This window comes from Pseudomonas sp. LS2P72 (genome assembly GCF_054897865.1).
This window is the reverse complement of the sequence record NZ_CM142708.1, coordinates 4,008,988-4,031,380: the sequence shown is the minus strand read 5'-3', so window position 1 is coordinate 4,031,380 and position 22,393 is coordinate 4,008,988. Positions and strand designations below refer to the sequence as shown.

The 22,393-nt window shown below is 59.1% G+C and carries 23 protein-coding genes and 2 pseudogenes; 13 read left to right on the top strand and 12 right to left on the bottom strand.

Annotation, left to right across the window (positions count from 1 at the left end; genetic code table 11):
- Positions 1-74: 74 nt before the first annotated feature.
- On the bottom strand, positions 75-2,684 hold the full coding sequence (gene acnB, locus ACYZUA_RS18310; RefSeq protein ID WP_461964036.1) for a bifunctional aconitate hydratase 2/2-methylisocitrate dehydratase: 2,610 nt from the start codon (positions 2,682-2,684) through the stop codon (positions 75-77).
- Between the two features lie 408 nt (positions 2,685-3,092).
- Here acnB and ACYZUA_RS18305 point away from each other — a divergent pair, with 408 nt between their 5' ends.
- On the top strand, positions 3,093-3,563 hold the full coding sequence (locus tag ACYZUA_RS18305) for a DUF1289 domain-containing protein (RefSeq protein ID WP_461960005.1): 471 nt from the start codon (positions 3,093-3,095) through the stop codon (positions 3,561-3,563).
- A 102-nt stretch (positions 3,564-3,665) separates the two neighbouring features.
- On the opposite strand, the gene ACYZUA_RS18300 is transcribed toward ACYZUA_RS18305, so the two are convergent.
- Positions 3,666-4,529 (bottom strand): universal stress protein, encoded by an 864-nt coding sequence (locus tag ACYZUA_RS18300; protein WP_461960004.1) that lies wholly within the window; start codon positions 4,527-4,529, stop codon positions 3,666-3,668.
- Between the two features lie 160 nt (positions 4,530-4,689).
- Here ACYZUA_RS18300 and ACYZUA_RS18295 point away from each other — a divergent pair, with 160 nt between their 5' ends.
- From ACYZUA_RS18295 to ACYZUA_RS18285, 3 genes are all read left to right on the top strand, one after another.
- Entirely contained in the window at positions 4,690-5,298 is a 609-nt protein-coding gene (locus ACYZUA_RS18295) for a MiaE family protein (protein WP_461960003.1), read from the top strand.
- Positions 5,299-5,453: 155 nt separating this feature from the next.
- Positions 5,454-6,161: a winged helix-turn-helix domain-containing protein gene (locus ACYZUA_RS18290; protein WP_461964034.1), complete on the top strand. Its 708-nt coding sequence runs from the start codon at positions 5,454-5,456 to the stop codon at positions 6,159-6,161.
- Positions 6,162-7,448, top strand: coding sequence for an ATP-binding protein (locus ACYZUA_RS18285; RefSeq protein WP_461960002.1), 1,287 nt, complete (start codon positions 6,162-6,164; stop codon positions 7,446-7,448).
- A gap of 128 nt (positions 7,449-7,576) precedes the next feature.
- Here ACYZUA_RS18285 and ACYZUA_RS18280 read toward each other — a convergent pair whose 3' ends face one another.
- From ACYZUA_RS18280 to ACYZUA_RS18270, 3 genes are all read right to left on the bottom strand, one after another.
- Positions 7,577-8,365: a MipA/OmpV family protein gene (locus tag ACYZUA_RS18280; protein WP_461960001.1), complete on the bottom strand. Its 789-nt coding sequence runs from the start codon at positions 8,363-8,365 to the stop codon at positions 7,577-7,579.
- Between the two features lie 195 nt (positions 8,366-8,560).
- Entirely contained in the window at positions 8,561-9,049 is a 489-nt protein-coding gene (locus ACYZUA_RS18275; protein WP_461960000.1) for a GFA family protein, read from the bottom strand.
- Between the two features lie 46 nt (positions 9,050-9,095).
- The gene (locus ACYZUA_RS18270) at positions 9,096-9,500 is read right to left on the bottom strand and encodes a PaaI family thioesterase (protein ID WP_461959999.1); all 405 of its coding nucleotides are present in this window, start codon (positions 9,498-9,500) and stop codon (positions 9,096-9,098) included.
- Positions 9,501-9,778: 278 nt separating this feature from the next.
- Between ACYZUA_RS18270 and ACYZUA_RS18265 the strand changes: the two genes are divergently transcribed.
- From ACYZUA_RS18265 to ACYZUA_RS18255, 3 genes are all read left to right on the top strand, one after another.
- A complete protein-coding gene (locus tag ACYZUA_RS18265) occupies positions 9,779-10,663 on the top strand; it encodes a LysR substrate-binding domain-containing protein (protein WP_461959998.1) in 885 nt (294 codons plus the stop codon).
- 100 nt (positions 10,664-10,763) lie between these two features.
- Positions 10,764-11,888 (top strand): agmatine deiminase, encoded by a 1,125-nt coding sequence (gene aguA, locus ACYZUA_RS18260; protein WP_461959997.1) that lies wholly within the window; start codon positions 10,764-10,766, stop codon positions 11,886-11,888.
- A gap of 2 nt (positions 11,889-11,890) precedes the next feature.
- The gene (locus ACYZUA_RS18255; RefSeq protein WP_461959996.1) at positions 11,891-12,988 is read left to right on the top strand and encodes an extracellular solute-binding protein; all 1,098 of its coding nucleotides are present in this window, start codon (positions 11,891-11,893) and stop codon (positions 12,986-12,988) included.
- Between the two features lie 159 nt (positions 12,989-13,147).
- Here ACYZUA_RS18255 and ACYZUA_RS18250 read toward each other — a convergent pair whose 3' ends face one another.
- Genes ACYZUA_RS18250 through ACYZUA_RS18240 form a run of 3 tightly spaced genes read right to left on the bottom strand, consistent with a single transcriptional unit; the run spans position 13,148 to position 15,753 of the window.
- Complete coding sequence (locus ACYZUA_RS18250) at positions 13,148-13,819, bottom strand: DNA-3-methyladenine glycosylase family protein (protein ID WP_461959995.1); 672 nt, start codon at positions 13,817-13,819, stop codon at positions 13,148-13,150.
- A gap of 4 nt (positions 13,820-13,823) precedes the next feature.
- Positions 13,824-14,627: an isocitrate lyase/PEP mutase family protein gene (locus ACYZUA_RS18245; protein WP_461959994.1), complete on the bottom strand. Its 804-nt coding sequence runs from the start codon at positions 14,625-14,627 to the stop codon at positions 13,824-13,826.
- 43 nt (positions 14,628-14,670) lie between these two features.
- A complete protein-coding gene (locus ACYZUA_RS18240) occupies positions 14,671-15,753 on the bottom strand; it encodes a bifunctional transcriptional activator/DNA repair enzyme AdaA (RefSeq protein ID WP_461959993.1) in 1,083 nt (360 codons plus the stop codon).
- A 118-nt stretch (positions 15,754-15,871) separates the two neighbouring features.
- On the opposite strand from ACYZUA_RS18240, the gene ACYZUA_RS18235 reads away from it, so the two are divergent.
- Positions 15,872-16,288, top strand: a complete 417-nt coding sequence (locus tag ACYZUA_RS18235) for a VOC family protein (RefSeq protein WP_461959992.1) — start codon at positions 15,872-15,874, stop codon at positions 16,286-16,288.
- Here the strand turns inward: ACYZUA_RS18235 and ACYZUA_RS18230 are convergent.
- Positions 16,289-16,540: pseudogene (locus tag ACYZUA_RS18230) on the bottom strand (LysE family translocator); the annotation flags it as partial. It lies immediately after the preceding gene.
- Between the two features lie 171 nt (positions 16,541-16,711).
- Positions 16,712-17,353, bottom strand: a complete 642-nt coding sequence (locus ACYZUA_RS18225) for a TetR/AcrR family transcriptional regulator (protein WP_461959991.1) — start codon at positions 17,351-17,353, stop codon at positions 16,712-16,714.
- 105 nt (positions 17,354-17,458) lie between these two features.
- On the opposite strand from ACYZUA_RS18225, the gene ACYZUA_RS18220 reads away from it, so the two are divergent.
- The 4 genes from ACYZUA_RS18220 (at position 17,459) to ACYZUA_RS18205 (ending at position 20,328) form a co-directional block, all read left to right on the top strand.
- A complete protein-coding gene (locus tag ACYZUA_RS18220) occupies positions 17,459-18,664 on the top strand; it encodes an MFS transporter (protein ID WP_461959990.1) in 1,206 nt (401 codons plus the stop codon).
- A gap of 62 nt (positions 18,665-18,726) precedes the next feature.
- Positions 18,727-18,942, top strand: a complete 216-nt coding sequence (locus ACYZUA_RS18215) for a hypothetical protein (protein ID WP_461959989.1) — start codon at positions 18,727-18,729, stop codon at positions 18,940-18,942.
- Positions 18,939-19,676: an alpha/beta fold hydrolase gene (locus ACYZUA_RS18210; protein ID WP_461959988.1), complete on the top strand. Its 738-nt coding sequence runs from the start codon at positions 18,939-18,941 to the stop codon at positions 19,674-19,676. Before ACYZUA_RS18215 ends, ACYZUA_RS18210 begins: the two co-directional genes overlap by 4 nt.
- Before the next feature lie 271 nt (positions 19,677-19,947).
- Positions 19,948-20,328 carry a hypothetical protein gene (locus tag ACYZUA_RS18205; protein ID WP_009043509.1) on the top strand — a complete coding sequence of 127 codons (381 nt, stop codon included), beginning with the start codon at positions 19,948-19,950 and terminating at the stop codon, positions 20,326-20,328.
- Positions 20,329-20,453: 125 nt separating this feature from the next.
- On the opposite strand, the gene ACYZUA_RS18200 is transcribed toward ACYZUA_RS18205, so the two are convergent.
- The gene (locus ACYZUA_RS18200) at positions 20,454-21,083 is read right to left on the bottom strand and encodes a DUF3885 domain-containing protein (protein ID WP_461959987.1); all 630 of its coding nucleotides are present in this window, start codon (positions 21,081-21,083) and stop codon (positions 20,454-20,456) included.
- A gap of 144 nt (positions 21,084-21,227) precedes the next feature.
- Positions 21,228-21,596 (bottom strand): annotated as a pseudogene (locus ACYZUA_RS18195) (LysE family translocator); the annotation flags it as partial.
- 170 nt (positions 21,597-21,766) lie between these two features.
- Here ACYZUA_RS18195 and ACYZUA_RS18190 point away from each other — a divergent pair.
- Positions 21,767-22,354, top strand: coding sequence for a LysE family translocator (locus ACYZUA_RS18190; protein ID WP_461959986.1), 588 nt, complete (start codon positions 21,767-21,769; stop codon positions 22,352-22,354).
- Positions 22,355-22,393: the final 39 nt, after the last annotated feature.

Sequence of the window (22,393 nt, the reverse complement as noted above, 5' to 3'; positions counted from 1 at the left end):
AAACAAGCATTCTTGAGGCATAAAAAAACGCCGCTCATCTCACGATGGGCGGCGTTTTTTATTGCGTTGCAGCGTTAGGCTTGAACGACCGGGATGTTGGCGTTCGCAGCAGCTTCACGGAACTCGGCGATCTGGTCGAAGGACAGGTAGCGGTAAACATCGGCCGCCATGCTGTCGATCTTGCCAGCGTATTCCATGTACTCCTCGACGGTCGGCAGGCGACCCAGGATGGAAGCAACAGACGCCAGCTCGGCCGAAGCCAGGTAGACGTTTGCGCCGTCACCCAGACGGTTCGGGAAGTTACGGGTCGACGTCGACACAACAGTCGAGTTCGGCTCTACACGTGCCTGGTTACCCATGCACAGCGAGCAGCCCGGCATTTCCATGCGTGCGCCGGCCTTGCCGTAGATGCCGTAGTAGCCTTCTTCGGTCAGCTGGTGAGCGTCCATTTTGGTCGGCGGCGACAGCCACAGACGGGTTGGAAGCTGACCTTTGACCTGTTCCAGCAACTTGCCGGCAGCGCGGAAGTGGCCGATGTTGGTCATGCACGAACCGATGAACACTTCGTCGATCTTCTCGCCAGCAACGCTGGACAGCAGACGGGCGTCGTCCGGATCGTTTGGCGCGCAGAGCACAGGCTCCTTGATGTCGGCCAGGTCGATTTCGATGATTTCAGCGTATTCGGCGTCAGCATCGGCAACCATCAACTCTGGGTTGGCGATCCAGGCTTCCATCGCTTGAGCACGACGTTCCAGGGTGCGCGCATCGCCGTAGCCTTCGCCGATCATCCAGCGCAGCAGGGTGACGTTGGAGCTCAGGAACTCGGTGATCGACTCTTTCGACAGCTTGATGGTGCAACCGGCAGCCGAACGTTCGGCCGAGGCGTCGGACAGCTCGAAAGCTTGCTCGATGCTCAGGTTGTCCAGGCCTTCGATTTCCAGGATGCGGCCGGAGAAGGCGTTCTTCTTGCCTTTCTTCTCGACGGTCAGCAGGCCAGCCTGAATCGCGAAGTAAGGAATGGCGTGAACCAGGTCACGCAGGGTGACGCCTGGTTGCATTTTGCCTTTGAAGCGCACCAGGATCGATTCCGGCATGTCCAGCGGCATAACGCCAGTGGCTGCGGCAAACGCTACCAGACCGGAACCGGCCGGGAACGAAATACCCATCGGGAAACGGGTGTGCGAGTCGCCACCGGTACCGACGGTGTCCGGCAGCAGCATACGGTTCAGCCAGCTGTGGATGATGCCGTCGCCCGGACGCAGGGAAACGCCGCCGCGGGTCATGATGAAGTCTGGCAGGGTGTGGTGGGTGGTCACGTCGATCGGCTTAGGGTAAGCCGCGGTGTGGCAGAAGGACTGCATGACCAGATCGGTCGAGAAGCCCAGGCACGCCAGGTCTTTCAGTTCGTCACGGGTCATAGGACCGGTGGTGTCCTGAGAGCCGACGGTGGTCATTTTCGGTTCGCAATAAGTACCTGGACGAACGCCTTTGCCTTCTGGCAGACCGCAAGCCTTGCCGACCATTTTCTGTGCCAGGGTGAAGCCCTTGCCGGTGTCGACAGGTGCTTCAGGCAGTTTGAACAGGTCGGTAGCACCCAGGCCCAGTTCGGCACGGGCCTTGTCGGTCAGGCCACGGCCGATGATCAGCGGGATACGGCCGCCAGCACGGACTTCGTCCAACAGCACCGGGGTCTTCATTTCGAAGGTGGTCAGGACTTCGTCAGTGCCGTGTTTGCAGACTTTGCCAGCATGCGGGTACAGGTCGATCACGTCGCCCATGTGCATGTTGGTGACGTCGAATTCGATTGGCAGTGCGCCAGCATCTTCCATGGTGTTGTAGAAGATCGGAGCGATTTTGCTGCCGAAGCAGAAACCACCGGCACGCTTGTTCGGCACGAAAGGCACGTCGTCGCCGAAGAACCACAGCACCGAGTTGGTGGCGGATTTACGCGAAGAACCGGTACCGACCACGTCGCCGACGTAGGCGATCGGGAAGCCTTGACCGCGCATTTCTTCGATCTGCTTCATCGGACCGGTGACGCCCTGGGCGTCAGGCTCGATGCCTTCACGGGCCATTTTCAGCATGGCGAGGGCGTGCAGCGGGATGTCCGGGCGGGACCAGGCGTCCGGAGCAGGTGACAGGTCGTCGGTGTTGGTTTCGCCGGTGACCTTGAACACGCGCAGGCTGATCTTGTCAGCCAGCACAGGGCGGTTTTTGAACCACTCGCCGTCAGCCCAGGATTGCAGCACGCCTTTGGCGTGAACGTTGCCGTTCTTGGCTTTTTCAGCGACGTCGTGGAAAGCGTCGAACATCAGCAGGGTGTGCTTGAGTTCTTCGGCAGCGACTGGCGCCAGTTCGGCGTCGTCCAGCAGATTAACCAGAGTTACGATGTTGTAGCCGCCCTGCATGGTGCCGAGCAGTTCAACAGCGCGTTTTTTGTCGATCAGAGGGGATTTTGCTTCGCCTTGAGCGAGGGCAGACAGGAAACCGGCCTTTACATAGGCTGCTTCGTCCACACCTGGCGGAATGCGATTGGTGATCAGGTCAACGAGGAAAGCTTCTTCGCCAGCCGGGGGATTCTTCAGCAGCTCGACCAGGCCTGCAGTTTGTTCGGCGTTTAGCGGCTGGGGAACGATACCCAGTGCTGCACGCTCTTCGATATGTTTGCGGTAGGCTTCAAGCACAGTTATTACCCTCATCAGTGGTCCCAAATGGGTGTCCGGGACGCTCATCCCGAAATTGCCGTACTCATGCGCTGCGTGGCGTTGTGGGCCACTTAGCCAGAATTACCGACAATTCCTTACAGAAGCTGCTTTCAAAGTTTTACGCCTGCAGAACGGGGAGCTGATGAGGGTTGGCGTCAGGCTTTTCCCCGCTGGAAAAACCCTTCGCCAACACCGCTCTGAAGGAACGACTGTGCTCGTGACGCTTTGAAAACAGCTTCTAACGGACATTGGCGCCTTAAAAGGCTGGCTGATTCTACGGCAAAAAAAATGGAAAGGTAAGTTAGGCCCTGAACTTTGAGGGGTGATGAATGTTAGACAAAGGGCTAACATGCCGACCTGTTCTGCTTTCCCGTGCTTTCCCAACCTATGCCCAATCAGACCATCAAGACCCCCTGCGTCGGCCTCTGCTCCACTGTTTACGGTGATTTGGTGTGCCGTGGCTGCAAGCGTTTCCACCATGAAGTGATCAACTGGAATGGTTACAACGAGGAGGAGAAGCGTGCGGTGTGGCTGCGTCTTGAGCTGCTGCTGTCCCAGGTGATGGCCAGCAAACTTGAAGTTTTCGACCCCCAGCGCCTGCGACTGCAGCTGGAGCAGCGCAAGATCCGTTTTGTGCCGCATCAGTCGGAGTATTGCTGGGCGTATCAGTTGATCGCCCGGGGCGCGCGGGTCATCAACAACCTGGAAGCCTACGGGATGGTGCTGATGCCGGAGTTTCGCGACTGGAACCTGCCGGAACTGCGGGATGCCATTGATCGGGAGTTCTTTTTGCTCTCCGAGGCGCATTACCAGCGTTACATTGCCCCCGGTTTCCTCCGGGATACCTTCGGCGGCTAACCGTTAAAAGCATCGCGGGCAAGCCTTGCTCCTACAGATGACCGCGTCCCCCTGTAGGAGCAAGGCTTGCCCGCGATGGCGATCTATCTGGCGCCGCAAATCTCAATGCTGGGTCACGATCTCCTCCAGATGATCCATGATCGTATCCGGCTTCAGCACCAGCACATCACTCTCCACCGCATCCAGCACCACCTCCGCCGTATTCCCGATCAACGCCCCTGACAACCCGGACCGCGCCACGGTACCGATGACCGTCACCGCCGCCTGCAGTTTGTGGACCATGAACGGAATCAACACATCCGCCGGACCTTCCTCGATATGCAGATGCTCGTCATCAATGTCGAACTCGGCCTGAAACGATTTGCACTGTTCGCGATAGCGCGCCTCGATGGTTTCGCTGAGTTGCAACGTCGGGTCGGCCGCCGACAGCATCGGCGACGGATGGGCGCTGACTACGTGCAAATGGGCCTTGGCCAGGCTGGCAATGTCGTAACCGTGATCGACAATACAAGCGTGCAAGGTGCGGTGTTCACCATCGGTATTGCCGACATCGATCGCCGCCAGAATGACCCCGCCCGTCCAGGGCTTCGAGGTTTTGACCAATAGCACCGGCGTCGGGCAGTAACGCAGCAGCTTCCAGTCCGCCGGGGTCAGCAGGGCTTTTTTTAGCGGACTGTCGGGGTAATGCTGTTTGACCACCAGGCCGCAGCCTTCAGCCTGCTGCACATCGACGATGGTTTCGTGCAGGCTTTCGTTCCACGCCTGCTCGGTGGTGACGCTGTAGCCGTCCTCGATCAGCGCGGCCTTGAGCACGCCCAACATGCCGCTATGGTCATGCTTGCGGTCGCAGACCAGCAGATGCAGATGAGCCTGGGTCACGCCGGCAATCAGCTTGGCCCGTTTGAGCGCCAGGCTTTCCGGGTGTTCAGGTTCGAGGACCACCAGAATGCTGCGAATGGCTTGCATGATCGGGATCTCCATGAAGTAAAAAATACTGCGTTGGACAACTATAGTTGCTGGCTGGTGATTCGGGACTTGATGTATATCAACGGTCGCGACTGGTGGTCTGCCGGAAGGCCGGTATAATCGGCGCCCTTCGATTTTGAACCTCTGATCCGTGAGCCCCATGATCCTTCCCGAAATTCACCAGTTCCTCGGCTGCCGCACCCCCGATGGCTGGGTTCAAGCCGCGCTGGCCGATCAGGAAACCCTGCTGATCGATCACAAGAACTGCGAATTCAAGGCCGCCAGTACCGCGTTGAGCCTGATCGCCAAGTATCACTCCCACGTCGATCTGATCAACCTGATGTCGCGTCTGGCCCGGGAAGAGCTGGTGCACCACGAACAGGTCATGCGCCTGATGAAAAAGCGCAAGATCGAGCTGCGTCAGCTGTCCGCCGGACGCTACGCCTCGGGCCTGCGCAAAGTCGTGCGCAGCCACGAGCCGGTCAAACTGGTGGACACCCTGGTGGTCGGCGCGTTTATCGAAGCCCGCAGCTGCGAGCGTTTCGAGGCGCTGGTGCCGCATCTGGACGAAGACCTGGGCAAGTTCTACTTCGGCCTGCTGAAAAGCGAGGCCCGGCATTTTCAGGGTTACCTGAAACTGGCCTACCAGTACGGAGACGCCAAAGACATCGCCCAAGTGATCGACAAGGTCCGCGCTGCCGAGCAGGAACTGATCGAGTCGCCAGACGTGGAATTCCGTTTCCACAGCGGTGTGCCAGCCGCGGCCTGACGTTTTCGACTGGAAATGTAAAAAACTCTTAAAAGAATGAAACATCTCCGAAAACCGGCCCCCGAGGCCGGTTTTTGCTGCCTGTCATAACCGTCCGGTCACTGTTTGGCGCCATAATGCCGGCCACTTCACGCAAAGGCTGGCAGACGGTCGTTATGGATAACCTGGGTTTTGGCAAAGTACTGCTGGTGGAAGACGACGAAAAGCTCTCCGGGCTGATCGCGCATTTCCTGTCCCAACACGGTTTTGAGGTGCGGCAGGTGCATCGCGGCGACCTCGCATTGGCCGCGTTCCTCGAATTCAAACCGAAAGTCGTCGTGCTCGACCTGATGCTGCCGGGCCAGAGCGGTCTGCACGTGTGCCGCGAGATCCGCAGCGTGTCCGACACGCCGATCGTCATTCTTACCGCGAAGGAAGATGACCTTGATCACATCCTCGGGCTGGAGTCCGGTGCTGATGACTATGTGATCAAACCAATCAAACCGCCGGTTCTGCTGGCCCGGTTGCGTGCCTTGCAACGTCGCCAGACGCCGGACAGCGGCGTCTGTACCGCTCTGGAATTCGGCCATCTGAGCATCGACCGCAGCTGCCGGGAAGTGCGGCTGGCGGGTGAGGGCATCGAACTCACAACCATGGAGTTTGAACTGCTGTGGTTGCTGGCCAGCGCCGCCGGCAAGATTCTGTCCCGCGATGACATCCTCAATCGCATGCGTGGCATTGCGTTCGACGGTCTCAACCGCAGCGTTGACGTCTACATCAGCAAACTGCGGGGCAAGCTCAAGGACAACCCGCGCGAACCGGCGTGCATCAAAACCGTCTGGGGCAAGGGTTACCTGTTCAATCCGTTTGCGTGGGAGCTGTAAATGCTGCGGTTATTTTTAGGGTTGTACCTGGTGCTGGCGGTGGGGCTGGTGCTGGCATTGCAGACGGTTGAGCACACCTTCAACGCGCTGCTCGATGGGCAGATGCAGGCCTATAACCGTGAAGCGGTGCGAGGGCAGGCCTGGTCGCTGGTAGAGCAGTTACGCGGGCTCGAAGGCCCCGCGCGCGCGCAACAACTGGAAGCGTTGCGCCCGCATTACGGCTTGGGGCTGAGCCTGCCAGAAGCCGATCAGTTGGCCCTCGATGATCGTGAAAAAGCCCTGTTGGCCGAAGGAAAACTGGTGATTCGGGATGAGTACACCCAGTTCATTTCGTCGATCGACGGCGGTTCTCAACTGCTGAGTATCAAGTTGCCGGCCGAGCCGAGCCTGATGCCGTTCTACATCTGCGCCGCGTACCTGATGCTGGCCGGGCTGATCGGCATCGTGCTGTTTTTCTGGGTACGGCCGCACTGGCGCGATCTGGAAAAGTTGCGCCTGGCGGCCGAGCGTTTTGGTGATAACGACCTGTCGTCGCGGATCCAGCTGTCCAAACGCTCGAACATCCGTGACCTGGCCGAACACTTCAACCTGATGGCCGCGCGCATCGAAGGCCTGATCGCCAATCAGCGCGAGCTGACCAACGCCGTGTCCCATGAGCTGCGCACGCCGATTGCCCGGCTGTCGTTCGAACTCGACCAGCTCAAGCAGCAACCCGATCCGGCCCAGAACCGTGAACTGATTGCCGACATGTACGCCGACCTCGGCGAGTTGGAAGAGATGGTGTCCGAACTGCTCACCTATGCCAGCCTCGAGCGCGGCGCCACGGTGATCACTCGGGAAAACATTCAGGCCAGCAGTTGGCTCGACAGCGTGGTCGGCAGCGTCGCGCTGGAAGCCGAAGCCGCCCGCGTGCAATTGCTGATTGTCGAGTGTCAGGTCGATGAAGTCCGCATCGAGCCGCGTTTCATGGCCCGGGCGGTGATCAACCTGTTGCGCAATGCCATTCGTTATGCCGATGAGCGGGTGGAAGTGTCGTTGGTGCGCACCGGTGATCACTACGAAGTGCGAGTCAACGACGACGGGCCCGGCGTGCCGTTGGACGGGCGAGAGAAAATCTTCGAACCGTTCTCGCGCCTGGACGCCAGCCGCGACCGCCGCACCGGAGGCTTCGGCCTGGGCCTGGCGCTGGTGCGGCGGGTGTCGCAATCCCATGGCGGGCAAGTGGAAGTGATGGACTCGCCGTGGGGCGGGGCGTCGTTTCGCATGACCTGGGCGCATCAGGATTAAGTTTGTATTGTTCTTACTGGCCCCTTCGTCGGAACGCCGCCCGGAGCAGGCTCGCTCCCACATTTTGGAATGCATTCCCCTGTGGGAGCGAGCCTGCTCGCGAAGGGGCCATCAGCATCACCACCCGATCAAAAGGTGTAAACCACCTGCGAAGCCAACGATGTCTGCATCCGCCGTTCGACAATAGGACTGTCCGCCGCATCGTTGGCCAGATATTGCACGGCTAGAACCGTCGAAACACTCCACTGATCATTGACGGGCAACGACCAGGTCAAATCCGCCCCGCGACTCACCAGCCCGCCATGCGTGTCATAAGCCCTGAACCGACTGCGCGACGCTTGGGTATCGCTGACGCCGTACCAGGTGCGCACGTAATTATTGTCACCAAATTGGCTGTTGAGGCTGCCCACGACCTTGCCATGGTCGCCCTCATAAAAGGGCGCGCTGATGCTCAGTTTCAAGCGGTTCCACGCCGAGCCGGTGTCATGATTGTCATCGTCCTTTTCCAAGGCATGCTCAAAGCTCGCACCGAGGATAATCGGCCCCATGTGGTAAGTCCCGTCGAGCCCCAGTGCCGGGCGCGACTTGATCGAGCCCATGCCGTTCAGCTCATCCGAACCTTTGAACCCGGTCTTGCGATCCTTGCGCACATCACTGGCGCCGATGTACACGCTGAGGCCGAAGTCGTCCTCGTCAAACGCCCAGCCCAGACCCTTTTCGATGTCCAGAAAGAATCCGTAAGGGCTGACGATTTCACCGCCCAGCAGCGGCGCTACCACGTGTTCGTCACTGCCGCTGTAACGGGGCACACTGGCTGCACCGGCCCGCAAGGTGTAGCGCCAGTCTTCAGCGCGCAAAGAGTCAGTGGGAATGAGCAGGCAAAGCGAAGTCAACGACAGGGATAGCGAGCGAAACATGGGAGCACCCGAGGGAGTTTGGATGCGCCCATGCTAGGTGGCTGTCGGCCAGCAATCTTTGACAGCTTTGTCGGGAAACTGTCAAAGACTGTGAACCGGCCAAACCTTGTAGCAGCAGGCTTCGCCAGCCGCTACAGGGGCCGTGTTCTCAGCATCAGGTTGCGCGGTTCGCCGTAGAGCCGCTTTTTTCTTGATTCAGCGAATCAGATCCAGGCGCTCATGCCACTGCGCGATGGATTCTTCGGGCCAGATCTCGCACTGCCGATCACCGGCATGCGGCGGGACCTCCACCCACGGCGCTTTCGAACCGAGCATCACGTGCGTGTGTTCGGGAGGCACCGGCAGCGCCGTGTCGATGGCCGAGGCGAACGGGTGAATCAGCTCCGGCCATTCGGGGCTGAACAGCCATAGCCCCGAGCCACAGACCGAACAGAAATGCCGCTCTGCAGTGCTGCGGTGGGTGCGTTTGTCGCCTTCGTCCTTTAGCCGCGCATGGTAAATCGCGATGGATTTGCTTCCGCGCATCTTGAGGCTGGCGGCATTGCCAGCGATGTTGATCGCATAACCGCCACCGCCCTGAGTCTTGCGGCAGATCGAGCAGTAACAACGCTGGTACGGGTAGGGGTGGGCGCTGGTCAAACTGAACGACACCGCGCCGCAATGGCAGGAACCTTCGAGCTGCATGGGAACCTCCGACAAGTCTGGAACGTACCCAAGACAGCCTAGACCTTCAGCGCCCCTCGACCGGTACGAGAATCGCATCGCCGGTCGCCACCAGTTTCAGTTGATCACCGGTTTGCGCGAACAACTCGGCGCGGGCGAATACCTGCTTCTTGCCAGCCTTCACCACCTGGCCGCGAGCGATGAACACTTCGCCAATGGCGGGTGCCAGGCAGTTCACTGAGAAGTGTGAAGCCAGCACGTTGCCGGCGACCGTTCCGGCGGCGAATCCGCAGGCTGTGTCGAGCAGCGCGCCGATCAGTCCGGCGTGCAGGAAGCCTGCGTATTGCGCCATATCGCTCTCGCGAAACGCCATGGTGAGTTCGGCTTCGCCGCTTTCTGCGCGAGTGACTTCAACGCCGGCCCAGCGGTTGAAGGCTGAGGATGAGTTGATCTGTTTGAGTGTGTTGAGCATGGCGAATCCCTCCGGTTGAGGCACCAACATGCGCCGGGTTTTGGGGGAAGTCATGGTGGATAAGGGAGGGTGATAGACAGTTGGATTTTTGGTGAATGTGCTGGCCTCATCGCGAGCAAGCTCGGCTCCCACAGGGGATCGTTGTTGTACACAAAATTTGAGTTCACTGAAGATCAAATGTGGGAGCCGAGCTTGCTCGCGATGAACGATAACGCGGTCCCACTGGACGCCCACTGTCCGCCGGGTCAGCATGGCGCCTCGAAATCGGGACTTTGATCATGCGACGACTGCCTTCTTTAGCAGCACTCAGAACCTTCGAATGCGCCGCCCGCCACGCCCATTTCGGCCGGGCGGCGGCGGAGTTGTGCGTCACCGACAGCGCGGTCAGCCACCAGATTCGCCAGCTCGAAGAGCAGCTGGGCGTGACGTTGTTCATCCGTGAGGGCCGACAGATTCGCCCGACGATGGCCGCCGGGCGCCTGATGCAAAGCTTGCAGCAGGCCTTCGAACTGATCGGCGATGCCTGCGATGAGCTGCGTGACCCGTCATCGCTGGCGGTGTTGCGCCTGGCAGTCACCGCCGAGCTGGCGCAAAAGTGGTTGATGAGTCGCCTGACAGATTTCTACGCGCGCTATCCGCACATCACCTTGCACCTCTACGAACAACCGATTGACGCCACAGCGCCAGGGGAAGACATCGACCTGGCGATCACGTACGGCACCGGCCCGGTGGACAGCAGCGCGTACTTCGTCAGGCCGTTGCCGGCGTTGCAGTTCTTCCCGGTGTGCAGCCCCGGACTGTTCAATCAGGGCACCTTGAAAACCCCGAAGGATCTGGCGCGTCACTGCCTGCTGCACGACGATCAGGACGGCAAGACCTGGACCGCTTGGCTCACCAGCCATGCCGGCGATCAGCGACCCGAACGGCAGCTGTATTTTGCTCACGCCGGTTTGGCGCTGGAAGCGGCGGCTCAAAGCCAGGGTGTGGCCATGGGCGACAACTTGACCGCGCAGGAGGATTTGCTCAGCGGTCGGCTCGTGCGGCCCTTCACCTCAAGCATGACTGCACTCGGCCAATATGCGCTGGTGTGTGAGCGAGTGCGGCTGGAGCGCCCGGCAGTGGCGCAGATGCTGGAATGGTTCAACGATCAGCTGATCGATTGATGAGTTGAATTCAAGTAATCCGAAATAATCATCGTTGGCGAGGAGGGCGCCGGCGACCGTAGCCTGTGGTCATTCCAATCCCCGCTGATGAGGTTTGACCATGGCACGTTTGCTCGACTCCACCCCCAAACTCGATGGTTTTCGCCTGCCTGGCGAATTCGAAACCAAGTCGGGTTGCTGGCTCGGCTGGCCGGAGCGCACCGACGTCTGGCGCAATGGCGCCAAGCCTGCGCAGAAAGTCTGGGTGCAGATCGTCAGTGCCATCTCCCACAGCGAACCGGTCACCGTGTGCGCCTCCGCCGCGCAATTCGCCACCGCCCGCCGCCAATTGCCGCCGCAAGTGCGGGTGGTGGAAATGACCTGCAACGACACCTGGTTCCGTGACAGTGGCCCCTGCTTTGTGGTCAACGACGACAGCGGTGAGGTACGCGGCGTGGACTTTGAGTTCAACGCATACGGCGGTCTCGACGGCGGCTTGTACTACCCGTGGGACAAGGACGATCAGATCGCCAGCAAAATCCTCGAAATCGAACGGTTCGACCGCTACCGCGCGCCGCTGATTGCCGAATTGGGCGGTATCCAGAGCGACGGCCAGGGCAGCATTCTCACCACCGAGCAATGCCTGCTCAACCGCAATCGCAACCAGCATTTGGGCAAGGAAGAAGTCACCCGGCGATTGACCGATTACCTCGGTGCCGAGCAAATCATCTGGCTGCCACGGGGCTGCAAATTCGACGAAACCGACGGCCATGTCGACGATCTCGCGTGCTTCGTGCGCCCCGGTGAAGTGGTGCTGCAATGGACCGACAATCGCGATGACCCGCAATGGGAAATCTACCAGGAGGCCTACGACATCCTGCGCAGCACCCGCGACAGCCGTGGCCGTGAGTTGATCGTGCACAAACTGCCGCAACCGGATGTGCTGGAATGGACCGCCGAGGAAGCCGAAGGCCTGGATCAGCAAGACAGCACGCACACCCGTCAGGCCGGGACCAAAATCTGCGCGTCGTATATCAACTATTACGCCGGCAATTCCTCAATCGTGGTGCCGCTGTTTGGTGATCGTAACGATCAGGCCGCACAGGCGACCCTCGCCGAACTGTTCCCGCAACACACAATCGTCGGTATCGAAAACTCCCGGGAAATCCTCCTCGGCGGCGGTAACGTTGCGTGCATCACCATGCCGCAATATGCGGGCAGTGCCTGCCACAAAAAGGGAGTTTGAAAATGGGCCTGCACAAACTGACTCAAGCGTTATTGCTGGTGCTTGCACCCCTGTGTGTGCAGGCCGCCGACACCGCCAAACCGGTGGTCAATCTGTACATCTGGGGCGAGTACCTGGCCCCGGACACCCTGACCAATTTCGAGAAGAAAACCGGCATCCACGTGGTGGCCGATCACTTCGACTCCCTGGAAACCGTCGAGACCAAATTGCTCACCGGCCATAGCGGCTATGACCTGGTGCTGACCGCCGGCCAGCATTTGTCCCGGGCGATCCAGAGCGGTGCGATTCAAACTCTGAACCCGCAACAGCTGCCGCACTTTGCCGGCGTGGGTGACGAGTTCCGCCAGCACATGGCGGTGTTCGATCCGGGCAATCGGTACGCTGGGATCTACGCCTGGGGCACCACCGGCGTCGGCTATCAGGAAGAGGCAATCAAGAAGCGCCTGCCCGACGCACCACGTGACAGTTGGGCGATGCTGTTCGACCCGGCGGTGGTGTCGAAATTTGCCGATTGCGGGGTCAGTTTGCTCAATGATCCCAACGAGGTTTTCGCCGCGGTCATGAAGTACATGGGCCTGGACATCAACCGTCAGAACCTCGATGACCTGAAACGGGCCGAGCAGCATCTGGCGAAGATCCGGCCCTACATCCGCTACTTCGACAATGACCTGAACATCAGCGACCTCGCCAATGGCAACACCTGCGTCGCCATGTCGTGGAACGGCAACGTGGCCATCGCCGCCGGACAGGCCGAGGCTGCGAACAAGCCGTTCAAGCTGAGTTATCGGATACCGAAGGAGGGCACGTTGATCTGGTTTGACGCGATGGTCATTCCCAAGGATGCGCCTCATCCGCAGGCGGGACTGGCGTTGATGGATTATCTGATGACGCCGGAGGTGATTGCGCCAATCACTGACACCATCCACTACGCCAACGCGATTACGGCGGCGGACGGCTTGATTGATCCGGCGATTCGCAATGACCCGGGGACGTATCCGTCGGCTGAGGTGAGGGCTTCGTTGTATAGCAAGAATGACAATGGCAAGGCGTTTAACCGGGCGCTGATTCGGGCGTTCAGTCGGTTGAAGTCGGGGCTTTGAAATCGGGGCTTTCAAATCGACCCCTCACCCTAACCCTCTCCCGAAGGGGGCGAGGGGACTGATCGAGGTGTAAGAAGATATTCATCGACCTGAAAAACCGAGTCGATTATGGATTCAACAAAAACTTTCAGGTCGATGTAAACCTTAAGATCCTCACGGTCAGCCCCCTCTACCCCTTGGGGCGGTCCGACGTTTCGGGAGGGTTGGGGTGAGGGGTGGTTTCGGCACACGCCACAAATACCACGCCGCCACCGTCCGAAACGGACTCCACCCCAGCCCGATCTCAATCATCTGCTTGCGATTGGGCTGCACCTCCAACCCCTTCATCCGCCGATACCCCTCACGCACCCCGAAATCATCGGCCGGCAAAATGTCCGGCCGTTCCAGGCTGTAAATCAGCAACATCTCAACCGTCCAGCGCCCAACCCCACTCAGCGTGATCAAGCGTTCGATCAACGCTTCATCCTCCATGGCCACTGCCGTGGCGTAATCCGGCACCACACCGTCCAGCGCCGCTTGGGCTATTCCCTGAATGGTCGCGATCTTGCCAGCGGAAAACCCGCAACCGCGCAGCTGATCAAAGCCTGTCGCCAGAATCTGTTCAGGTCTTGGGAACGCCCCCGTCCCAAACAACGCGATCAACCGACCGACAATCGCATCCCCGGCTTTTGCATGCAGTTGCTGGTAGGCAATCGCCCGCACCAGCGACTCATAAGGATCGCGAGCCGCATGGGGCTGATGCAGACAAGGGCCGACGGCGGCGATGTGGCGGCGCCAGTCCTCATCGATGGACGATAGAAACTCGGTGGCGGGCAGATAGGCGTCGGGCATGGGATCAAGCTTTCCCGGGCGGCGTCAACAGGGCGTTCACTTCGCCATAGGTGAAGGCCTTCAGATCACGGCTGTCGAGTGTCCCTGTTTCCAGAAAGCTCTTGGCCAGTGCGCTCATGGCGCCATACAGAAACTCGGCGATACGTGAGCCTGCGCTCAAACGGCGTACGCCGAGGGCTTTCAGCTTTTCAGGCGATGGCACGCCGGGGAGCCCGAGGACGTTCAACGGCAACGGAGTGCCTTGGCACAGCGCAGCGATTTCGTACTCAGCTGTAACGCCAGCCGCAAACAACCCATCGGCACCGGCCGCCTGATACAACGCGGCGCGCTTGAGCGTCTCGGCCACGCGATCTTCTGCGGGCACCAGGCTCTTGAGGTACACATCGGTGCGGGCGTTGATGAACAGCTTCACATTTCGGCGACTGGCAACCTGCCGAGCGATTTCGATCTTACGCACCAGCAGCTCGGGCGGAGACGCACCGTCCTCGATGTTGATCCCGACGGCCCCGGCGGCAATCACCGCATCGATGAGGTCGGCCACCCGCGTCAGGTCATCGGAATAACCGGCCTCGATGTCCACGGTCAACGGCAGCGAGATCACCCGGGCGATGGACTCGACCGTTGATATCAGGCGCTCAAGGGGCAGGGCATTGCCATCCGGATAACCGTGAGCCCAGGCGACTGCCGCGCTGCTGGTGGCGACGGCTTTACAGCCCAGCTGTTCCACAATGCGCGCCCCGGCGGCATCGGCGACGTTGGTGAGGATCAGCAAACCGTCGTGGTGCAACTGGTGAAATAGGTTGTCCATCGAATGTCCTTCCTTATGACTGATTGAGAGAGCCGGAAAGTAATCAGAATGCGAGTTGTTGCGTGATCTGCACCGCCGCTTTTTCCAGCCTTAGCAAGAACGCCTTGCGCGGTTGTCCTCCACCATAGCCCGTCAGCGAGCCGTCCGCGCCGATCACCCGGTGACAGGGCACAACAATCGAAAGACGGTTATGCCCGTTGGCCAGGCCCACGGCGCGACTGGCGCCGGGTTTGCCCACTAGCGCCGCAATGGCGCCGTAGGTGCTGGTCTGTCCGTAAGGGATCTTCGCCAGTTCGGCCCAGACCTGGCGGGCGAAATCGCTGCCAGGCAAGTGTAGTGGAACGTTGAAGTCAGTGAGTTTGCCGGCGAAATACTGCGTCAGCTCGGCTTCAATCTGCTGCAAATGTGCGTTATGTCCTGGCGCGACGGCATAGCCGTATCGATTCTGCAGTTCTTCGACTTCCTTGGTCAGCGCCGGCCGATCAAGAAACTCCAGCAGCACCAGCCCACGTCGTTCGGCCATGGCGATCATCGGCCCCAGCGGTGTGGTCAGGCGAGTGAACAGCAGCGGCTCGCTGTTGGCGGCACGGCCGGGCGTGATGTTGAAGGACTTTTGAAACGCATCGCGAAACCCGCTCAGGGATTCGTAGCCCGAGTCGAACGCCGCGTTGTCGATGGAGTCGCCCTGTTTGATCCCGCCCAACGCCATGCCGAGGCGTCGGGTGCGCAGCCAGGCGTGAAAGGTCATGCCGAAATGCTGCTTGAACCAGCGGCGCAGTTTCAGCGGTTCGATGCCTTCGGCCAGCAGCTGGGCATCGGTCCAGCGCTGGTCGGGGGTGGCGTCTACGGATTTGAGCAGCCGCTGCACCCAGTCCGGCGCGATGGCCGCCGCGTCCAGCGGTTTGCAACGCAAACAGGCGCGGTAGCCCGCGGACATGCACTCATCGGCATGGGCGAAGAACTCGACGTTCTCCGGTTTCGGTTTGCGCGCCGTGCAACTGGGGCGACAGAAGATGCCGGTGGTTTTGACTGCGGTAAAGAACACCCCCTCGTAGGCGGTGTCTCGTTCGAGCATGGCGCGAACCATTTCGGCGTGGGGCGGCAGTAAAGCGGTCTGTATGTTCATGGGCTGAGCATAAAACCCTGTGGGCGATGTCTCCACCGGAAAATCGACAGTGAATTTTTGTGGTGCTGAACTACAGTCATCGGGTTATTGACAAGGCTGCCACTCAGGAACTGATTTCATGCAACCGTTCACGATTCAACACATTGATCATATTGTGCTGCGCGTCCAGGACCTGGAGCGCAGCATCACGTTTTACGCGCAGGTATTCGGCGCTGAACTGGTCAAGCGCCGCGATGACCTGGGGCTGGTGCATCTGCGCGCCGGCACCTCCATGATCGACCTCGTCAGCCTTGACGGTGAACTCGGGCGCAAGGGCGGTACGGCCGCCGGTCGCGAGGGGCGAAACGTCGATCATTTCTGCCTGCGCATCGAGCCCTTCGACGAAGCGGCGCTCATCAGTCACTTGCAGTCCTTCGGCCTGACGCCCGAGAAAGCGGCCACGCGCTTCGGCGCCGAAGGTCATGGCTTGTCGCTTTATTGCTTCGACCCGGACGGCAACCAGGTCGAGCTAAAAGGACCGTCGCAACACGATTGATTATGCCCGCTTCGCCAGCAACAACACCGAAGCCGCCGCTGATAACAATCCCGCGCAGCAACGATTGAATAGCCGCTTGCCCCGGGGTTCGGCGAACCAGCGGCGCATGTGCAGACCCATGTAGGCGTAGGCACCGATGGCGATCCATTCCAGCACCAGGAACAACGCGCCCAACACGGCGAATTGCGGCGATACGGCTTGGGTCGAGTCGACGAACCGGGGCAGGAACGCGGTGAAGATCAGGATTGCTTTTCGGATTGCTGGTGCCCAGCTTGAATCTCAGCTGCTGGGTGCCCGCTTTCGACCCAAAGCGGACATTCTTCAGGTACAACACGCACATCAACAGCCCAAGAGCTCCTTTCAGTCTCATTGGCTCGATACCGATGCGTTTGCTGGGAACGAGGTTTCGCTGTTTACTGCCGTTTAGGGATTGCCTGAACCAATAGCCGGACGACCGATACACGATGCATCCCATAACGTCATGATTTGCGTCACCGCGTCATCTATCTGTTTGAGGGGCACACCGTCTCGGGCCAATACCGAAATCCCCAGCAGAAAGCTGTCAAACACCGTGGCCAATGCCTCGGGCACAACCGTTGGTCGCAGCTCCCCGGATGCGATAGCGCGTTCGACACACGCCACGATCCCTGCACGGTTCAAGGATCTTGCGTCAGCCAGCGGCTGGGAGATGGCTTTGCTTTCATCCGTGCAGGCACTCAACAGACCCAGCGCCACCAAGCACCCTGCGGGGTGGTCGGGCTCACACTGCATTTTCGCGGAGCGCCGCAGCGTGAGTTCGATCGACTCTCTCGGGGAGAGCGTGGTATCAAACAGGCTATCGGTCACCCGGCCGTGGGTGTTCAGATAACGTTCCATCACTTCATTGAACAGCGCCTGCTTTGAGCCGAATGCAGCGTAGAAGCTGGGTGCGGTGATGCCGCCGCCGATATTTGCCTTGAGCTGGCTGAGTGATGTTGCGTCATAGCCGTGCTCCCAGAACAAATGCATCGCCTGAGTAATTGCCACGCCACGGTCAAAGGTGCGTGGACGTCCCATCTGTGCCATGTGAACCTCCTCTCGATCACTTAAATACTAATCGATATATAAGTCGTTGACTAGATCGCGGCACACCTCCATATTATACCGATCGGTATATATATGGGGTGGCAAATGACTATAGATGAACGACAGAGCGGAAAGCTTCCGCTTGGAGCCCTGCTTGCACTGGCGATGACGGGTTTCATTTGCATTGTCACTGAGACCTTGCCAGCAGGTTTGCTACCTGAAATCGGCAGTGGCCTGGGTGTCTCTGCGTCTCTGGCCGGACAGATGGTGACTGTCTATGCGTTGGGGTCGTTGCTGGCGGCAATCCCGCTGACCATTGCCACGCAAAGCTGGCGCCGCAGGACGGTACTGCTGCTGACGATTGTCGGCTTCCTGGTATTCAACTCCCTCACGGCGCTGTCTTCCGATTACTGGCTGACGCTGATTGCACGGTTTTTCGCCGGGGTTTCAGCGGGGCTGGCCTGGAGCCTTATCACGGGCTATGCACGGCGCATGGTCGCCCCTCATTTGCAGGGGCGCGCATTGGCGGTGGCGATGGTGGGTACGCCCATCGCGTTGTCATTGGGTGTGCCGATGGGAACCTGGCTCGGTGGATTCATGGGCTGGCGCATGGCCTTTGGATTGATGTCCGGCATGACCCTGGTGTTGATCGTTTGGGTGCTAATCAAAGTGCCGGATTACCCTGGCCAATCATCCTCACAGCGCATGCCGTTACGCCAGGTGTTTTTCACCCCAGGCGTCCGCTCGGTATTGGCGGTCGTCTTCACCTGGATGCTGGCCCACAACATTCTTTACACCTATGTCGCGCCCTTCGTTTCCAAGGCTGGGCTGAACAGCGACGTCGATTTGGTCTTGCTCACATTTGGTGTCGCGGCGCTGGCCAGCATCTGGCTCACGGGCCGACTGGTTGATCGGCACTTGCGAACAACCGTGCTGGCCAGCCTCGCAACATTCGCAGCGGTTTCGATTTTCCTCGGAGTGTTCTCAGGCTCCGCCGCGGCCATTTACGTGGGTGTCTTCATTTGGGGGCTGACCTTTGGTGGCGCGGCCACCCTGCTGCAAACAGCACTCGCCGACGCCGCAGGTAAGGGCTCTGACGTTGCGCTCTCCATGAACGTAGTGGTCTGGAACAGTGCTATTGCCGGCGGTGGACTGCTGGGTGGCGTGTTACTCGGCCAATGGGGAGCGAGTGCATTTCCGGGCGTGTTGCTGGCGTTGCTATTGATCAGCTTGGCCATTGCATTTCGGGCACGGGCGCATGGTTTTCCGCAAGGTCAACGGCACACCACCCAGGCGATCCACAGTCATTGATCGGGGGATAGCACGCCTTCGCATGGTCGTAATTTTCAGTCATAACTCGATGGAGAAATAAAATGAAAAAGCGCTTTAGATTGGCCATTGCCGCAGTCGCAATCACCCTGGCGTTGCCATGCTTGGCTCAAGCGGCAGAGTTTCCTGTTCCAGCGGGATTCAAGAGTGAATTCAAAACCATAGACGGCGTCAAGCTCCACTATGTGAAGGGCGGTTCCGGGCCTTTGGTTTACCTGTCCACGGATTTGGTCAAGCCTGGTATGAGTGGCACACCTTGATACCCGAACTCGCGAAGACTCACACCGTAGTTGCAGTGGATTTACCGGGCCTGGGCGAGTCGGAACCGCCCAAGACCAGTTACACCGGCACTGACGTCTCGAAATATCTGTTCGCCCTCGCGACACAACTAAGCGCGAACCAGCCGTTTGACTTGGTTGCGCATGACATCGGTATCTGGAACACCTATCCCATGGCGGTAACCCACCAAAGCCAGATAAGGAAACTGGTGTACATGGAGGCACCGATTCCCGACAAGCGCATTTACGATTTCCCGGCATTCTCACCACAGGGTGAATCGCTGGTCTGGCATTTCAGCTTCTTTGCCGCTGGCAACCAATTGGCCGAAAAGTTGATCACAGGGCATGAAAAGTTGTTCCTCTCGCACTTCATCAAAGAACACGCGACCAACAAGGATGCCTTTACGCCTGAGCTGCTCGATCTTTACGCCAAGTCATACGCCAAGCCCCATACGCTGAACGCGTCGTTCGAATACTACCGAGCGCTTAACCAATCGGTCACTGAAAACGTCGAGCTGTCAAAGACTCCCCTGAACATGCCCGTGCTGGCAATCGGCGGTGGAGGGCGCGGCGGAATGGGGCAATTTCAAGTGGATCAGATGAAAGAGTACGCGACCAATGTAGAAGGCCAAGTCTTGCCCAATTGTGGGCACTGGTTGCCGGAGGAGTGCTCCGCTGAATTGAATCCTCTGGTGGTCAAATTTTTGAATAACTGACGGATGCTCTTGATGCGTAAGGTGGCTGCTATTTGAGGCGCGGCAGCCACCGGTGTGAACCGTGGTCGGGGTTGGCAAATGTCCGCTTTTGGCCGATTTCTGCCCGTCGTGAAGGGCTATAACCGACCCAAAGGAGACGGTGGCCATGTGGGCTGTGGGCACGGTTTGCCAAAAAGAGGCGGAGAGTTGATTCTGGCAAGCGATGAGCAGACATTTTTTTGCGATTTACTCTGATACGCTGCTGAAACACTCGTTTACAGGAGTTGTTCGCATGATTGGCAAGTTAATTTCGACGGGTTTCAGTTTGGCCACCTTGCCCGCCCGCCTGACTTTTCGCAGCGTCCGCGCCTTGGCCATGACGCCTGCCGAAGCCAGCCGCCTGCTGGCGGACATGCGTCAGGCATCGGATCAGGCGGTGCAGGAACTCCAGGGGCTGTTGGCCAACGTCGATGCGGACATGACCCACAAAACGGCGCACCTCAGTGCTGCCGACAAGCGCCTGGCAGCCGAACTGGCCCTGCACGCCGCCGAACAACACCTGAACATGGCCGCGATCAACATTCTGCGGGCCGTCTGGCTGACGCTTCACTCGACGCCGAACTTGCCGCCAAGCGAGCTTGATAAGCGGCTTGAACAGACACGTAACGACTAACAGACCGTCCGGCGGATCGGTCAATCCGAGCGAGAAATGGGAGCTCAGCATCCTTGAATCGGCGCTTCATGTGCAGGTGGGGTTTATGGAGCGCTTACGTTTCAGCTCCAATGTAAGCAATGAGGCTAGCGCGCAGGCCCTGCAAATGTGGTGTCCATCGTGTGTCGGTCGTAATCCAGCAGGTATGTATGATGCAGACGATACAGCTGTGAAAGCAGATCTTTGTTGGGGCCGACCACATCCATACCTCTGTCGTCGTAGGGGAAAACCATGACGTGCTTCTTCAAATTGAAGAGGTATAAAACGCAGTTGGGTTTAGGCTGAATTGCGGCAAAGTCTCTAGCCAAAGCACACCAAAGAAATGCTTGAAGCAGAGTCGCAGGCGCTTCAAATGCGATGTTGATCCAATACTCCGGCTCCCTTTCGCAAAACCATTCCTCCGGATCTATCTCCTCACTCCAGACTGAGCATTCCGTGGGTATGTCAATGCCGGCAGATCGAAGCGCGTGAATCAGGGGCCGATGAGCAAATCGGTTGCTGCCAGAATGAATGCGCAGACAAGCAACAAGCGTCGCGTCATCAAGGAAGATATCGCTGCAGATCTTTGTTGATTTTCGTAGTGCTGTTAGAAATTGCTCAATCACTCCACCAGTTTCAGAGAGCTCAAAACGCAGACCTCCTGGATAGGAATAGAAAAGTGGCCTGGCAAATGCTTTACCCCCAAAGATCCTCTCAATTTCAAGTTGTAGATTCACTTGATCCCTTCATGGCTAATAGCCCGACTCCATAGCTTGGGCGGTGCAGACGGATATTACTGTATACGTAAGATCTGAGCTAAGCCGCGAGCGTCCGCTATTGGCCGATACGGACTATCAGCGAACTTTCGATTGGCCATCGTCAGGACTACCGGCCGCCACCAGAAACTCCTGCCGCGCCAACGCCAGCATTCCCACCGGAGCGCCCGCCACCACGTTTTCCGCCCCGGGATCCGCGCGCCACAATTGCCAGGCGAGATAGAGCAGATACGCCGCCCCCAGAATCTTGATCGCGTAGAACAGCAACTCCGACGTTTGCAGCACCACCGCCAGCCCCGCCGATGCGAGCACGATCATGCCGGAGAACGCGAGCAGCCGACCGATCCCGGCGACACAGGCGATGCGATAGCCGTAGCGGGTCGAGTTGCTGACCGACAACAGGTTGTTCGGCCCGGGCGCCATGTTCAAGGCAAAGCAGGCCGGCAGAAACAGGGTGAGGGTGGCGAGGTCCATGACGGGTCTCCAAAAGCAGGAACGGCATTTTTATCACAGGCGCGGTGTGGCTTGACCCATACAGTGGTGGACGTCGGTCGCGGTACAGCTGAGGGGTATTTTGTTCAATACAGCCCTCAGGTCGCTCTTTACCTTGAGGCCTCGTTCAACTGAATTGAAGAAGGTCTGTGATGAGTCTGATTATCTCCATGGCGGCGTTCGCATTGGTCGCCTCGATAACCCCGGGACCAGTGAACATCGTGGCGCTGAGTTCCGGCGCGCAGTTTGGTTTTCGCGCCAGTCAACGGCATGTAGCCGGGGCGACGTTGGGTTTCGTCGTGTTGTTGGTGCTGATGGGATTAGGCCTGCATGAAGTGTTGCAGCAATGGCCAGCGCTGACGCAGGGGGTGCAATGGGCGGGTGTGGCGTTCCTGTTGTACATGGCCTTCAAGTTGGCCGCCGACAATGGGCATCTGGATGCGAAGGCGTCAGGCCGGGCGCCGTCGATGCTGTATGGCGCGGTCATGCAATGGCTCAATCCGAAAGCCTGGCTGGCTTGCGTGGCCGGCATGGGCGCTTTTGTGGCGGATGGCGAGGCGCGGCTGGTCTGGCAGTTTGCGGTTGTTTATCTGGTGGTCTGCTATGCATCGGTGGCGTGTTGGGTCTATGCCGGGACCTTCTTGCGCGAGTACTTGAACAACGCCAAGGGACTGCGGTTGTTCAACAGGACAATGGCCTCGTTATTGGCTGTCTGTGCCGTGTATTTGGTGTATGCCTAGAGTCAGTGGCCAGGCCGGAAGATGCCGCGCCCCATCAGA